The following is a 15,652-nucleotide window of genomic DNA, read 5'->3' as shown; positions in this document are numbered from 1 at the left end:
TGAAGCTTCTAATATTTGTACCGATTTTCTGTTTTATGCTTACAAATTGCCATACACCTACATCCAATTCTCAGGAAGAAGACCGCATCCAAACTGCTCTAACCCAAAAAGGTAAACTTGTGCAAGAAAATCTTAAAACTCACCAGTTGGATCGTGCAGATTTAAATATTCTTTTCGTTGCTTACAAAGATTTGGACAGGCTAGATTTATTTGCAAAATCTACCAGCCAAGAAAATTACAAACTTATACAACACTATGAAATTTGTGCACGCTCTGGAATATTAGGACCAAAAAAAGCCGAAGGCGACAAGCAAGTTCCAGAAGGGTTTTATAGCATCAATCGTTTTAACCCCAAAAGTAAATTCTATCTATCATTAGGTTTAGATTATCCAAATCCATATGACTTAGCGCATCATTATACAGGTTCGGATATTTTTATTCATGGCAAATGCGAAACTGTAGGTTGTCTCCCAATGACGGATAATCTCATGAAAGAAATTTACCTGTATGCCCTTTGGGCAAAAGATGCTGGACAACAACAAATTCCAGTCTATATCTTTCCTTTTGAAATGACTGAAGAAAATATGCTCACCTACAAATCACAAGTAGATGAGGAAACCTATGCTTTTTGGCAAAATATCCAAAAAGGATATCTTTTATTTCAAGAATCTAAAAAGGAAGTTGACTTTAAGGTTGTAGATAACAAATATCAGTTTACTTATTAAACATTACTTATTAGGCTTAGGAACTGAAATCGCGCGCTTTACCACTTCTTCGCCAAAGCGATTACGCATTGCATCCATGGCTTGGTACAACCGAACAGCTTCTTCGGTATCTTCAAAAAGATTAATCTGTTGCGAACCATACACCAAATGACTAAAACGCACGCCAATCAATCGCACCAACATCCGTTTTTCGTATAATTTAGCAAAAAGCTCTTTGGCTTTTCGAATCAATACCGCATCCGAAGCTGTATATGAAATCACCATTTGCTTGCTCACCGTATCAAAATTTGAATACCGCAACTTCACCGTAATACAACCTGTCAATTTCCCACTTTGACGCAATTGAAAAGCCAACTTCTCGGTCATGCGGATAATCTCACTGTTCAAAAATTTTAAATCTATCGTATCTTGTTGAAATGTTTCTTCCGTACCAATACTTTTTTGTTCGGAGTATGGCACAATAGGTGTAGGATCAATACCATTAGCTTTTCGAGATAAATCTATTCCATTCTTTCCCAACAAATTTTGCATCATCGGCACTGGGATTTCACTCAACACCTTAATCGTCCTTACCCCCATTTGTTGCAGCAGTGCGGAAGTCTTCTGCCCTATCCCGGGCATTCGTTCGATATGCAAAGGAGCCAAATAAGATTTCTCTAAGCCATGCGCTATTTCCTTTCGACCATCAGGTTTGGCATCGTCTGTAGCTACTTTACTGACCAATTTATTGGAAGCAAGCGCATAGCTAATCGGCAAACCAGACTCTTTGCGAATGCGCTCTTTGAGTTCAATCATAAACTGGCTACAGCCAAAAAATCGATCTACTCCTGTCAAATCCACATAAAACTCATCAATACTCGCCTTCTCCATCACAGGGACGGTATCCGACACCACATCCGTCACCAAGCGCGAATAATAACTATAACTATCCGAATCACCTCGCACCACTATCGCATGCGGACAAAGACGTAAAGCCAACTTCATCGGCATAGCGCTGTGTACTCCAAATTTTCGAGTTTCGTAACTACATGCTGCGACCACACCGCGATCACTCAAACCTCCTACAATAAGCGGTTTACCCACAAATTCACGGTTCTTTAATCGCTCAACACTCACGAAAAAAGTATCCAAATCCAAATGTGCCACAAAACGCTTTGTATCTTGCCAATTCATTTTTTACTCCAAACTTAGGCTTCAAAATTACTAAAAATATTAGCAAGCAATACTAACTAAATTGTAAAATATTCAAATGACTTAATTATTAAGTTTTGCCTGGACACACACAATATTCAGAAAAGATTAGCTATATTTAAATCTATCAACGCCAAACCTAAAAGTCACATTTAATGTGAAAAATATTACAATATGGCACATGAACACACATATAATGAATTAGGCGAACAACTCTGCTGCACGCAAACTGCCAAAATATATAAGAATGCAAATTCGGAAGATTTGTTAAAGAAATCACCCCAAGAGCATACTCACAGTCATACACATGACGAGCATGATGGTCACGACCACAGTCACATGAGTGAAAATATATTTAAACTCTTTTTACCATCTCTACTTTCATTTTTGCTTTTACTTTCAGCAATAGCTTTTGACAATTGGTTACCTCAAGATTGGTTTTCTGGCACAATACGATTTATGTGGTATTTATTCGCTTATGCCATAGTGGGATTTCCAGTTATCAAAGATGCTTTTGTGAGCATCATAAAAGGCGACTTTTTTTCAGAATTTCTGCTCATGACAATCGCTACTGTAGGTGCATTCGCTATTAAAGAATATCCCGAAGCAGTAGCTGTAATGTTGTTCTATTCTGTAGGTGAAGTATTCCAAACGATGGCTGTTTCACGTGCAAAAAAGAATATACAATCACTTTTGGATCAACGTCCCGATGAAGTGACTGTATTAGAAAATGGATTTCCTAAAACTATTCCTGCGACCAAGGCAACTATTGATGCTATAATACAACTAAAACCTGGAGAAAAACTAGGTTTAGATGGAGAACTTATATCAGATTCAGCTACTTTTAACACTTCTGCCTTGACAGGAGAAAGTAAACCTGACAGCAAGACAAAAGGTGAAATCGTTCTTGCAGGAATGATAAACCTCAATACAGTAGCTCAAGTTCGGGTAACTACAGCATACGCAGACAGTAAGTTGAGCAAAATATTGGAGTTGGTGCAAAATGCAACAGCACAAAAAGCACCTACAGAACTTTTTATTCGCAAGTTTGCAAAAGTATATACGCCCATAGTGGTAGTATTAGCAATTTTGATTTGCTTGGTTCCAGCTTTATTCGTGAGCAATTATGTATTCAACGAATGGCTGTATCGCGCATTAGTATTTTTGGTGATTTCGTGTCCTTGTGCTTTAGTCATTTCGATTCCACTTGGCTATTTTGGAGGCATTGGCGCTGCCAGTAAAAATGGTATACTTTTCAAAGGTTCCAATTATCTTGATGCTATAGCAAATATTCAACACATCGTCATGGACAAAACAGGAACTATGACAGAAGGTGTCTTTAAAGTACAAGAAATAAACTTCGATGCGACTATTGATCAAAATTATATGCTAAAATTGATTAATGCTGTAGAAAGCCATAGTACACATCCCATCGCAACAGCTATTCATGAATATGTAGGCGAAGTGGATAATGCAATCAAGATTCAAGAAACAACAGAAATTCCCGGTCATGGTCTTCGATCTTTGATTGAGGGCAAAGAAATTTTAGTTGGAAATTTTAAGCTTTTGGATAAATACGATGTAAGTTACGATACAGATCCTACACAGATAGTATATACGACATTGGCTATTGCTTATGACCATAGATATATTGGCTACATCACTATTGCGGATCAAATCAAAGAAGATGCGACCTATACAATCCAACAGTTGGCAAAGTTAAATGTCCACAGCACCATGTTGAGTGGAGATAAAAGCTCCGTAGTAGCGCATGTCGCAGAAAAATTAGGTATCAAACAGTATTATGGTGATTTGCTTCCTGAAGACAAAGTCAATAAAGTCAAAGAAATTAAATCCAAAAATCAAGCTGTAGCATTTGTCGGTGATGGTGTAAATGACGCGCCAGTAGTCGCATTAAGCGATGTAGGAATAGCGATGGGTGGTTTGGGATCGGACGCTACTATTGAAACAGCCGATGTGGTAATTCAAGATGACAAGCCTTCAAAACTTCCTTTAGCAATAGAAATAGGCAAGAAAACCAAACGTGTAGTCTGGCAGAATATTACATTAGCTTTTGTGGTAAAAGCAGCTGTTTTGATTTTGGGAGCAGGCGGATTAGCGACCATGTGGGAGGCGGTATTTGCCGATGTGGGAGTTTCATTACTTGCAATATTGAATGCCATAAGAATTCAAAAATCAAACTTCAAATCTTATGAAGACAACAAAATTCCATCATAATAAATTTTCTTAGAATCACACACATGGGTAAAAAATAAGAGCAATAGCAAATTGCTCTTATTTTGCTTCTTTCTTTGAAAATCCAGACCCAAATATTTTATCCCACAAGGCAGAACTTACCCCAAATCCCTTTTCAGGATCCGAATAATGGTGTAGCATGTGATGATCTTTAATCTTTTTGAAAAATCCTGACTTGAAATTAGCATGATGCATCGCATAATGGCATTCGTCATAAATCAAATAACCAAACAGAAATCCAGCAAAAAATGCAGCCAACGTAAATTCAGCAAAGAATACATAAAACATCAAATAGATAATAGTCGCCATAGGGATACTTGCCGACAAAGGCATTACCAAACGCAAACGATCTTTTGGAAAATCATGGTGTACGCCATGAAATATAAAGTGAATACGCTTACCCCACTCACTTTTAGGATGAAAATGAAAAACCCACCTGTGCAAAACATATTCAGCCAATGTCCAGAATGCTAATCCAAATAAAAAATATCCAAACACCGCTGAACCACTCATCTCTCCGACAACATAAGCTTTACGGATAAAATAAATAATAACGGGTATCCAGAAAATTAGCGGAACTGAATAATGTACCTTCGTCAATGACTCCAAAAAATCATTTTTAAACATTCGCGTACTTTCGGTAGAATTTGAAACGTAATTTCTCTTTGCCATACAGAATAAACATTTAATAATAAATAACTCATTACTAAAAGGTATTCACCTCTCAATATTACAGCGACAAAATTAAGTTCTACTCTTGAACCCAAGTGCATAATCCCTGTCATAATTTTGTACTTTTTGACCAATAAAGAATATTAGTCAGATTTTATATATTTTTAATTATGGCACGCATTAAAGAGAAATTCGTAATTTTACCAAATTCAAAAACTTGAATCCGTATAACAATCAAATAAGACAATATAGATGATTGACGAAACGATTAACCCAGAAGATAACAGTCAAGATCATAATTCATCGCCTGAAAACGAACAAGCAAGTAATACTATCCCTCTTTCGGGACTGTATGAAAATTGGTTTTTGGATTATGCTTCCTATGTAATTTTGGATCGTGCTGTACCGCATATAAATGATGGTTTTAAACCTGTACAACGTAGAATTCTGCATTCTTTCAAAGAAAAAGATGACGGAAGATTCAATAAGATAGCCAATGTCGTAGGTCACACCATGCAGTATCATCCACACGGAGATGCCTCTATTGGTGATGCCATCGTACAATTGGGTCAAAAAGATTTATTACTCGATTGCCAAGGTAACTGGGGTGACCCAGAGACAGGAGATTCGGCAGCAGCTCCACGTTATATCGAGGGAAGATTGTCCAAATTTGCCAACGATGTTGTGTTTAATCCGGACACCACAGAATGGCAATTGAGCTATGATGGCCGTAACAAAGAGCCTATCACTTTACCTGTAAAATTTCCTTTGCTATTGGCTCAAGGAGCAGAAGGTATTGCCGTGGGTTTGGCGACGAAGATTATGCCCCATAACTTTATAGAGCTAATCGACGGGTCTATTCAAGTATTAAAAGGTGAACGACCAAACTTATATCCTGATTTTCCGACAGGAGGATTTGCGGATGTGTCGAATTACAATGAAGGTCAGCGTGGTGGAAAGATTCGCGTACGCGCAAAAATAGAGGAGCGTGATAAAAAAACCTTAGCCATTACTGAAATTCCGTATGGAACGACTACTGGAAGTTTGATTGAAAGTATTGTATCTGCAAACGATAAGGGAAAAATTAAGATCAAGAAGATTGAAGACAATACCGCCAAAGATGTAGAAATCATGATTCATCTTGCGCCAGGTATTTCTCCAGATATGACCATTGATGCCTTATACGCATTTACATCTTGTGAATCTTCTATTTCGCCCAATACCTGTGTGATCAAAGATGACAAGCCTCATTTTATGAGTGTCAATGATATCTTGACAGAAAACACCTTACAGACAAAAGATCTTCTAAAGAGAGAATTAGAAATTCGTCTTAACGAACTTCAAGAAAAAATATTTTTCAATTCCCTACTGAAAATTTTCATCCAAGAAGGGATGTACAAACATCCAGATTATGAAAATGCGGGCGATTTTGATACCGTTGTTCAAGTTTTAAATACATTATTCACTCCTTTCTTCGATCAGTTCTACCGAGAAATTCAACCTGAAGATTACAAAAAGCTAATCGACAAACCGATGAGTAGCATCACGCGATTTGATGTTAAAAAATCGGATGAACAAATGAAGACGTTAAATGATGAAATCAAGGAAGTAAAGAAAAACTTGAAACATTTAACGGAATATGCTATTGATTGGTTCGAATACCTGCGTAATAAATATGCTAAAGGTCGCGAACGCAAAACCGAACTTCGTGTATTTGACAAGGTAGAAGCTGCGCAAGTAGCTCTTGCGAATGCTAAACTATACGTAAATCGTGCGGAAGGATTCATCGGAACGGGCATGAAGAAAGACGAATTCGTCACGGATTGTTCGGATATTGACGACATCATCGTATTCCGTGAAGACGGAAAATACAGCGTAGTAAAAGTTCAAGACAAAGTTTTTGTCGGCAAAGACATTATTCACGTCGCTGTTTTCAAGAAAGGCGACGAACGCACTATTTATAACGCTATATATCGTGACGGTACGCAGGGTAATACGTATGTCAAACGTTTCGCGGTAACGGCTGTTACACGTGAAAAAGAATACGACGTAACCAAAGAAACAAAAGGTTCGAAACTATTGTATTTCACAGCGAATCCAAATGGGGAAGCGGAAGTAGTGACTGTACAATTAAAACCCCACACGAAATTGCGTAAAGTGACTTTTGATCTAGATTTTGCGGAGATAGCAATCAAAGGTAAAGGTTCGATGGGTAATTTAGTTTCTAAATATCCAGTCAAAAAAATCACGTTTAAAAGTGCAGGTGTTTCTACATTGGCAGGTCGGAAAATTTGGTATGACGATGTATTAAAACGTCTGAATGCGGACGAAAGAGGCAAATTTTTGGGTGAATTTGACGGTGACGACAAAATTCTAATGGTATTCAAGGACGGGACTTACGAACTTTCGAATTTCGATCTAAGCAATCATTTTGATGAGAAAATGATTCGTATTGAAAAACATTATCCAGAACATGTTTATACTGCGATTCATCAAGATGGAAAATCAGGTGCATACTATGTAAAACGTTTTGTCTTTGATGATATACAAATCGGAAAACGTGTGTCGTTGATTAACGAAGAACCAGGTTCTAAATTGATTTTATTGACGAATAATTTAAATCCAGTTGTAAAAATCAAACAATTGAAAGGTAAATCGCAAGTGGAAGAAATTATCGATCAACCGTTGAATGAATTGATAGACATCAAAAAGATAAAAGCTCAAGGAAATCGTTTATCATTCCACAATGTACAATCTGTAAAAGCACTTACAGAAGATATTGACTTTACTAATCCACCGAAACAGGAAAAAGAAGAAGAACAATCAACAGAAAGTTCTGATAATCCCATCTCCTTAGAAATAACCAATCCAGACGACATCCAAATAAGCGATGACGGACAAATCGGATTGTTCTAATAACAAACGGCTAGAAATTTTTCTAGCCGTTTGTTGTTTATTTACTTCTTAAAAGTTTTTAGGTATTTTGTGAGCTTAGGCGCAATCACTGCCGAACAAAATGGGTTTTCAGGATTACGATTAAAGTAATTTACATGGTAATCTTCTGCTGGCCAGAAAGTCACAGCTTCCTCTACTGCCGTCACAATTGGATCATCATAAACATTTGCCTCTGCTAAACCTTTAATAAAATTCTCCGTTTGCTCCTTCTGTTCAGTATTATGATAAAATACCATCGAACGATATTGCGTACCTACATCCTCTCCTTGTCTATTCAAGGTTGTAGGATCATGTGTCTTAAAAAAAACTGCAAGCAAATCCTCAAACGAAACTTTTGTTTCATCAAAATCCAAATGAACAACTTCTACATGACCTGTAGCTCCCGAACACACTTGTTCGTAGGTCGGATTTTCTCTCTTACCTCCCATATAACCTGGTAATACTGAATTAATTCCTTCTGTATTTAGAAATATGATTTCGGTACACCAAAAACATCCACCACCAAATGTCGCTTTCATATATTTTTTACGTTATTTCTTATTTATAAAACAAAAAACGCAAAAACATTTAACAAAACACAATATTTATTGCCATTTTATGCATTTTTTTATGTTAATTTAGGCGTTACAATTATTTAATGATGAAAAACACACTTACATACTTTTGCTTACCATTTGCCTTTTACTTGGGAAGCATACAGTTAGCTAATGCGCAAAACGACTCTACTATTTACAAATCCATTCTTCAAACCATAGAGTCTAACAAACCAAAGTTTGCACCGGACAAAAGAACTAAACTGCTAGAGTTAATAAATGTTGACATCAAAAATAATAAATACACTATACAGACGACGGAGAAAGAGGTGTTACCTATTCTAAAGCAAGAATTAGAACAATTTTCACCTTATATAAAATATCAATTACTTCCTGATACATCAGTTCAGGATAAAAAACAAGGTATCATACAGCTTTCTGTAGCCAATTTGCGTAGCAAACCAGGACATAGTGAAGAGTTAGCTACACAAGTATTATTAGGTACAAAAGTAGACCTGTTGCAGAAGACTAGAAGCGATTATCGCGTACGCACTCCAGAAGGTTACATAGCTTGGGTGCCGACATCTTCGGTGACAGCTATGGATTCTTTAACGTTTGTTGATTGGCAAAAATCACCAAAATTGATCTACACAAATGAATTTGGTAAATCATATTCCAAACCTGATCAAACAAGTATTCGTGTATCGGATTTAGTTTATGGTAATATCCTTACGTTAACAAAAGAAAACAAAAATTTCTACGAGGTAAAATATCCCGATGGAAGAATAGCGTTTATTCCAAAAGACGAAGCCATCACTTTCGATAATTGGTTAAAAACTCGCGACCTTACTGCCGAAAACATTATCAACAGTGCTAAAAGTATGATGGGTTTACCATATTTATGGGGAGGTACATCTGTAAAAGGTGTAGATTGCAGTGGATTTACAAAAACATCTTTTTACATGAATGGCTATGTGATTCCACGCGACGCATCTCAACAAGTTTTAGTAGGCGATGAAATTCAAATTGTAGATCAAAATGGAAAATTTAGCGAAGCATTAGCATTGAAAAACTTAAAACCTGCAGATTTATTATTTTTTGCTGGAGGCAAAACTTCGCGAATCACGCATGTCGCTTTATATATTGGCAATGGCGAATTTATCCATTCAGCTGGAACTGTTCGTATTAATTCGATGCTAAAGAATGCAAATAACTACGATGATTTTCAAACACGCACTTTAGTATCAGCAAAAAGATATATCGGGTCACAAGATCCGCAAATAAAAAGTATAAAAGAACACAAGGCTTACACGAATTAACCTAAATCTAGCAATGAACACAATGAATTTCGAATCTATCCGAATGGGTAAATTTACGTTAAGATTCAGACCATATACACTAGAGATGCGTCATGTTTTCACCGTCGCATCATTTAGCCGTACCACTACTCCGGTTGTATTGACAGAGTTGGAATACGATGGCATTATTGGTTATGGTGAAGCAAGCATGCCTCCCTATTTGGGTGAATCCCAAGAGAGCGTAACACAATTTTTAAGAAAAATTGATTTAACGTCATTCTCCTCTCCATTTGAAACTGCCGAAATCCTGTACTATGTCGATCAAATAGCAGAAAAGAACACCGCAGCAAAAGCTTCTTTGGATATTGCATTGCATGATTTATTAGGAAAAATCATGAATCAGCCGTTTTACAAAATTTGGGGATTAAACCCAAATCTGATTCCTCCTACCTCATATACTATTGGAATTGATACCGAAGAGATGATTCGTAAAAAAGTAGCTGAAGCGGATCAATTTAAAATCTTGAAAGTAAAATTAGGATTAGACACGGACAAAATGATCATCGATACGATTCGTTCGGTGACTGATGTTCCTTTATGTGCAGATGTGAATCAAGGTTGGAAGAATAAAGAACAAGCCTTAGAAATGGCGCATTGGCTACAGGAAAAAAATGTTGTTTTCTTGGAGCAGCCAATGCCGAAAGAAATGATCGATGAAAATGCATGGTTAACCGAGCGCTCGCCAATTCCGACTATTGCAGACGAAGGGTGCCAGCGTTTAATCGATGTTCCGAAGTTACAGGGCGTTTATACTGGTATCAACATCAAATTGATGAAATGTACAGGTATGCGTGAAGCAAAGCAGATGGCAGAATTAGCTCGTTCATTAGATATGAAAGTTATGTTGGGCTGTATGACAGAAACTTCATGTGCTATTTCAGCAGCGGCACAACTAGGGCCATTAGTCGATTGGGCAGACTTAGATGGAGCCTTATTAATTGGAAATGACATCTTTGATGGCATGACCGTAGAAAATGGAAAATGCATACTTCCTGATCGTCCAGGAATTGGAATTTTGAAGAAATAAAATACAAGTGATACCAAGCTAACAAAAGCTTGGTATTTTAATTTAATCTACCGACTTTATTAATGATTCTTTAAATTATTAATAATGAAAACATATATTCTGCAAAACAACAGATTTTATGATTATAAATCAATAAAAAAAATGTTTTGCTAAATAAATTGAAAAATAATTCTAAAAATTAGGTTTAATTATATATATTTATTTATAACTCCTTTACCAAAATTATGAATAAACATCTACTCACATCCATGTGCATAATGGCTTGTGGACTACAAGTTGTAAATGCCCAGCAAATCCCAATAGCAGGGAAAATCACAGACCAAAATGGTACGCCATTATCAGGTGTCACAGTAAGCATCAAGGGCACCAATGTCGCGGTAACTTCTAATGCCAACGGATTGTTTACGTTGAATGCAGATCAGAATGCTACTCTTATTGTTTCTTCGATTGGATATGTATCGCAAGAAATAAAAGTATCTGGACGCAAGACCGTTAACGTTTCCTTATCTTCAACTGATCAAGAACTTGACGAAGTAATTGTCGTGGCTTATGGTACAACAAAAAGAAGCAACTTTACTGGATCTGCGAGTACAGTTGGTTCTAAAGATATAAAAGATGTTCCTGTAACTTCTTTTCAAGATGCTTTAATTGGTAAAGTACCTGGCGCACAAATCACATCGCCTTCTGGTCAGGCCGGATCATCCACAAGCATCCGTATTAGAGGTATTGGATCGATGACTGCATCCAATGAACCATTATATGTAATTGATGGTGTACCCGTAATATCTGGACAGAACTCACAATTATCAGATTATGTAGGATCTTCTAATAATGTAATGAATACATTAAATCCAAATGATATTGAGAGCGTAACTGTACTAAAAGATGCAGCGGCAGCGTCATTATATGGATCACGTGCAGCAAATGGTGTAATAATTATCACCACGAAAAAAGGAAAATCTGGAGCTGCAAAAATAAACTTTAAAAGTTCTTTAGCTGTTAGTCCAGAGTGGGCAACTGATAATTACGAGAAAGCAGATGTGCAAGATCAAGTAAATATGCTTTATAGTATCCTGTATGATTCTCGCATTGCGTCAGGTTTCTCAGCAGAAGAAGCAAATAGACGTGCACTTCTTCGACTTAATTCATTCAACTGGGGGACGGGGGCACCAATTACAAGTAATGGATTCGGTATGCATGGTTATGAATTAACCACCGAAGGTATTTCCATGTATGAACATGTAACTATAAAAGGAAAGACTGACGGTATAGAAAACAGAGAAGGTAAGTATTTCGATTGGGACAAAGTGCTTTTCCGTACAGGTAAATTTAACACAAATGATTTATCCATTAGTGGCGGAAATGACAACACTTCATATTTCACCTCACTTGGTTACACAACAGACAAAAGTAGAATAAACTTAAATGATTATAGTCGCTACAATGGCCGTGTCAATTTAACACAAAAAGTTGGTTCATTATTAGAGTTTGGAGCCAATGTTTCTTTTGCATTGACAGACCTGACAGGTATAAATGACTCTAGAAATCTAGGAACTAACCCATTGATGCAAAGTCGAAATCTACTATGGGGACTTTATCACCCAACCGACTATAAAACTGGACAACCAATTACGGGAAGATTTGGATCTTTAGCGCAAAATTTGGTTTATCACAACAATGAATGGGACAATTATGGACAAACTAAAAGGATTGCAGCTAGCCCATATTTAACATTAAAGCTACTTCCTGAATTGTCGGTGAAAACAATTTTATCGTATGATGGAACTTTGACAAAAGATCATCTTCATTATACCGCAAACCATTTCAACGGATTATCGGACAAAGGTGTCGTACATGAAATGTCTACTGATTTTTCAAAACTTGTATCAAGTACAACCGTCAATTTCAATAAGACATTTGGACTCCACAATATAAGTATCTTAGGAGGCTTTGAGGCTGAAAAAAACAATACCGATTACATTCGTGCCACTGGTAGAGATTTACCAAGTTCCTCGCTTTATACTGTTGCTACAGCTGGTAAATTAGACGCACAAGCTTACAGTTGGGGCAATAGCATGGTTTCTGCACTTTCTAGAGTAGAATACAATTTTGACGAGAAATATTTCGCATCAGCTTCATATCGTAAAGACGGATCTTCAAAATTAGGTCCTGAAGTTAGATGGGGAGATTTTTGGTCAATTGGTGGTGCTTGGAATATTAAAAAAGAAAGTTTTATTGAAAACATCGCAGAAATTAACAGTTTAAGACTGAGAGGTTCATATGGTGTGAATGGTACTTTACCAGGAAGTAATAATGCATGGAGAGCATTAGCGACCTATGGCAATAAATATATGGAACAGCCAGGTGGTGGTTTAGCTAACTCACCTAATCCTAATTTGACTTGGGAAACTAACTATAATACAACATTTGGTTTAGAATTTGGGTTATTTAATAATAAATTATTTGGTACAGTAGAATATTACAACCGTGATACGAAAGATTTATTACAAAGTGTACCACAATCATTAGTTACAGGATTTAGTTCTTCAACTAAGAACGTAGGTCAGATCAACAATAAAGGTTTTGAAATCTTACTTGGATCGGATATTATTAATCAAAACGATTGGAAATGGTCGTTAAGTGTTAATGCAGCAACCTTATCTTCAAAAGTAATTAAATTAAATGATGGAGAAGAAATAGTTTGGAATGACCCGACTGGTGGTGATGCAAGAACTCGTTTCATTTATCGTGAAGGAGAATCAACACTTGCATTCTACGGACTTGAGTGGGCAGGTGTAGATCAGACTAATGGTAAAAATGTATGGTATGTTAACGATCCTAACAATGCGAATGGCGACTTCGAATACAATGGACGTGGTGCTACATACGCATATACAAAAGCTCAACGTGTAGTAATAGGTAACGCTATACCTAAGCTTTATGGAGGTATTAATTCTAATGTAGATTACAAAAACTTTTCATTAGGTCTTAATTTCAATTACAAAATTGGTGGTGACTTGTACGATGGAGCTAATAAAGATGTAGCTGATGACGGTTATTACTGGGAACGCATGCACTCACAAGACTTTGTAGAGAATACATGGAATCCGGAAACACAATCTGGTTCCTATCCAGTTATTACTGGTCGTGACTTAGAAGATGTCAACCAGGTAAGTAGCAGACATTTGTATGATGCAAGCTTCCTAAGACTTAAGAACGTAATTTTCGCATATACTATACCAGCTTCAGTACTTAATAATGTAAAAATAAGTAATGCGAGATTATTCTTTAACGGAACAAACTTATTGACATTCAGCAAATATAAAATTGCTGATCCTGAAGTAGATCAATACAGTACTAGAGGTTGGCAAACGCCAATTGCTAAAACGTACACATTTGGAATTGATTTTAGTTTTTAATCTAAGAAATTATTTATATGAAAAATATATTTATAGCGTCTTGCCTTTTTGCTACTCTGACTTTCAGCTCGTGTAGTGATTTTCTAGACGTCAAACCAACGGAATCGGCGGATGCATCTGTATCAATAAAGACTGCTGCTGACGCACAAATCATGATGAGAGGTATCATGAGCAAATTATCAAACTCAAATTATTACGGACGTAATTTCCCTTTATACGCTGATACAAAAGGCGGAGACTTCACTATTGTATCTCAAGGTAGAGGCTACGATTACTTATACACCTTCAATCATAGCGAATCTTCCAATAATTATTCGGGTATTTGGACTCAAGGATATCACACTTTAGCACAGATAAACAACCTATTGACTCAAATTGAAGTTTTAAAAGAAAACGGATCAGGTGAAAATTTTGATAGTTATATCGGTCAAGCATTAACATTAAGAGCGTTAATTTATTTTGATTTAGTAAGGTTGTATGGAAAGAACTACAATGAGAATAAAACATCTTTTGGTGTTCCTGTCACAACAACACTATTGGGCGCTGACGATCAATTAGGACGTAATACCGTCGAAGAAGTTTACACACAAATTTTAGCAGATTTGAAAGCGTCTGAAGATTTGTTACCGAAAACAAAGACAAATGGTTTCATAAATCATTACGGTAATAAAGCATTACAAGCAAGAGTTTACTTATACCAAGAAGATTTCAATAATGCATTAGCTGCTGCAGAATCCATTATAACATCCAATGCTTATAGCTTATATTCAAATGCAAACTGGGTTGGTTCGTGGGCTGCACAATATGGAACTGAATCTATCTTTGAATTAGCAATGTTACCAAGTGAAGGTGATTTAGGAACGACTTCCTTAGGTATTTATTACAGAAATAAATCTCATGGTACGACATCTGCTCTAGGGTATTTCACGGCGAGTACAAATTTCATCAATCTATTAAACGAAGATACGGACGATGTTCGTAAAGGTATTATGATTAATGATGAACTGGGTAGACTAGGCGCATTATACAAATATTCAGGAAGCACAACATTAGCTGGTGATGGCAAAGGAAATGCAACTGCTGTAAACATTAAAGTGATACGTCTATCTGAGGTATATCTTATTGCTGCGGAAGCTGCATTGAGACTTTCAACTCCTGATAGAGCGAAAGCTGCTAATTATCTAAACCAAATTCGCAAAAGATCACCAAACCTTCCTGCTGCTACAGAAGCTACAGTGACGCAAGATATGATTAGCAATGAGAGGGCTAAGGAACTTGCAGGAGAAGGTCATAGATTTTTCGATATGATGCGTCTTAACAAAACAGTTTCTTTCGATGATGCGCTAGGTGGAATTATAACAACACATCGCGACGCCACGATAGATAGATCACATTTTAAAACTATATTGCCTATTCCATTAGCAGAGATTAATGCTAACCCTGTCATAGATCAACAACAAAATCCAGGTTATAGAAATTAATATTCAAAATAAGCCTTCCAAAAATTTGGAAGGCT

10 protein-coding genes are annotated in these 15,652 nt (G+C 36.6%); 7 read left to right on the top strand and 3 right to left on the bottom strand.

The window, feature by feature from the left end:
* The first annotated feature begins 35 nt into the window (after positions 1–35).
* Positions 36–725: a L,D-transpeptidase family protein gene (locus FLS47_RS10690; RefSeq protein WP_149914360.1), complete on the top strand. Its 690-nt coding sequence runs from the start codon at positions 36–38 to the stop codon at positions 723–725.
* A gap of 3 nt (positions 726–728) precedes the next feature.
* On the opposite strand, the gene dinB is transcribed toward FLS47_RS10690, so the two are convergent.
* Positions 729–1,898, bottom strand: coding sequence for a DNA polymerase IV (gene dinB / locus FLS47_RS10685; RefSeq protein WP_149914359.1), 1,170 nt, complete (start codon positions 1,896–1,898; stop codon positions 729–731).
* A 192-nt stretch (positions 1,899–2,090) separates the two neighbouring features.
* Here dinB and FLS47_RS10680 point away from each other — a divergent pair, with 192 nt between their 5' ends.
* Complete coding sequence (locus tag FLS47_RS10680; protein ID WP_149914358.1) at positions 2,091–4,154, top strand: heavy metal translocating P-type ATPase; 2,064 nt, start codon at positions 2,091–2,093, stop codon at positions 4,152–4,154.
* 57 nt (positions 4,155–4,211) lie between these two features.
* Here FLS47_RS10680 and FLS47_RS10675 read toward each other — a convergent pair whose 3' ends face one another.
* Positions 4,212–4,844, bottom strand: a complete 633-nt coding sequence (locus tag FLS47_RS10675) for a sterol desaturase family protein (RefSeq protein WP_223225234.1) — start codon at positions 4,842–4,844, stop codon at positions 4,212–4,214.
* Positions 4,845–5,096: 252 nt separating this feature from the next.
* On the opposite strand from FLS47_RS10675, the gene FLS47_RS10670 reads away from it, so the two are divergent.
* On the top strand, positions 5,097–7,760 hold the full coding sequence (locus FLS47_RS10670) for a DNA gyrase/topoisomerase IV subunit A (protein WP_149914357.1): 2,664 nt from the start codon (positions 5,097–5,099) through the stop codon (positions 7,758–7,760).
* 41 nt (positions 7,761–7,801) lie between these two features.
* Here FLS47_RS10670 and msrA read toward each other — a convergent pair whose 3' ends face one another.
* The gene (gene msrA, locus FLS47_RS10665; RefSeq protein WP_149914356.1) at positions 7,802–8,317 is read right to left on the bottom strand and encodes a peptide-methionine (S)-S-oxide reductase MsrA; all 516 of its coding nucleotides are present in this window, start codon (positions 8,315–8,317) and stop codon (positions 7,802–7,804) included.
* A 119-nt stretch (positions 8,318–8,436) separates the two neighbouring features.
* On the opposite strand from msrA, the gene FLS47_RS10660 reads away from it, so the two are divergent.
* The 4 genes from FLS47_RS10660 to FLS47_RS10645 all read left to right on the top strand — a co-directional run bounded on the left by FLS47_RS10660 (position 8,437) and on the right by FLS47_RS10645 (position 15,617).
* Positions 8,437–9,651: a C40 family peptidase gene (locus FLS47_RS10660; protein WP_223225233.1), complete on the top strand. Its 1,215-nt coding sequence runs from the start codon at positions 8,437–8,439 to the stop codon at positions 9,649–9,651.
* 22 nt (positions 9,652–9,673) lie between these two features.
* Positions 9,674–10,717, top strand: coding sequence for a dipeptide epimerase (locus FLS47_RS10655; RefSeq protein WP_223225232.1), 1,044 nt, complete (start codon positions 9,674–9,676; stop codon positions 10,715–10,717).
* A gap of 224 nt (positions 10,718–10,941) precedes the next feature.
* The gene (locus tag FLS47_RS10650) at positions 10,942–14,136 is read left to right on the top strand and encodes a SusC/RagA family TonB-linked outer membrane protein (protein WP_149914354.1); all 3,195 of its coding nucleotides are present in this window, start codon (positions 10,942–10,944) and stop codon (positions 14,134–14,136) included.
* Positions 14,137–14,153: 17 nt separating this feature from the next.
* A complete protein-coding gene (locus FLS47_RS10645; protein WP_149914353.1) occupies positions 14,154–15,617 on the top strand; it encodes a RagB/SusD family nutrient uptake outer membrane protein in 1,464 nt (487 codons plus the stop codon).
* The last annotated feature ends 35 nt before the right edge of the window (positions 15,618–15,652 follow it).

It is taken from the genome of Sphingobacterium cavernae (genome assembly GCF_008520265.1).
In the GTDB taxonomy this organism is placed as follows: Bacteria; Bacteroidota; Bacteroidia; order Sphingobacteriales; family Sphingobacteriaceae; genus Sphingobacterium; species Sphingobacterium cavernae.
The sequence above is the reverse complement of the archived record's forward strand: the minus strand, read 5'-3'. Positions and strand labels throughout refer to the sequence as shown.

Excerpts from the sequence above, each read along its gene's own strand:
- FLS47_RS10645 (WP_149914353.1), top strand. The coding sequence starts at position 14,154 with ATGAAAAATATATTTATAGCGTCTTGCCTTTTTGCTACTCTGACTTTC.
- FLS47_RS10690 (WP_149914360.1), top strand. The coding sequence starts at position 36 with ATGCTTACAAATTGCCATACACCTACATCCAATTCTCAGGAAGAAGAC.
- FLS47_RS10660 (WP_223225233.1), top strand. The coding sequence starts at position 8,437 with ATGATGAAAAACACACTTACATACTTTTGCTTACCATTTGCCTTTTAC.
- dinB (WP_149914359.1), bottom strand. The coding sequence starts at position 1,898 with ATGAATTGGCAAGATACAAAGCGTTTTGTGGCACATTTGGATTTGGAT.
- FLS47_RS10680 (WP_149914358.1), top strand. The coding sequence starts at position 2,091 with ATGGCACATGAACACACATATAATGAATTAGGCGAACAACTCTGCTGC.
- FLS47_RS10650 (WP_149914354.1), top strand. The coding sequence starts at position 10,942 with ATGAATAAACATCTACTCACATCCATGTGCATAATGGCTTGTGGACTA.
- FLS47_RS10655 (WP_223225232.1), top strand. The coding sequence starts at position 9,674 with ATGAATTTCGAATCTATCCGAATGGGTAAATTTACGTTAAGATTCAGA.
- FLS47_RS10675 (WP_223225234.1), bottom strand. The coding sequence starts at position 4,844 with ATGGCAAAGAGAAATTACGTTTCAAATTCTACCGAAAGTACGCGAATG.
- msrA (WP_149914356.1), bottom strand. The coding sequence starts at position 8,317 with ATGAAAGCGACATTTGGTGGTGGATGTTTTTGGTGTACCGAAATCATA.
- FLS47_RS10670 (WP_149914357.1), top strand. The coding sequence starts at position 5,097 with ATGATTGACGAAACGATTAACCCAGAAGATAACAGTCAAGATCATAAT.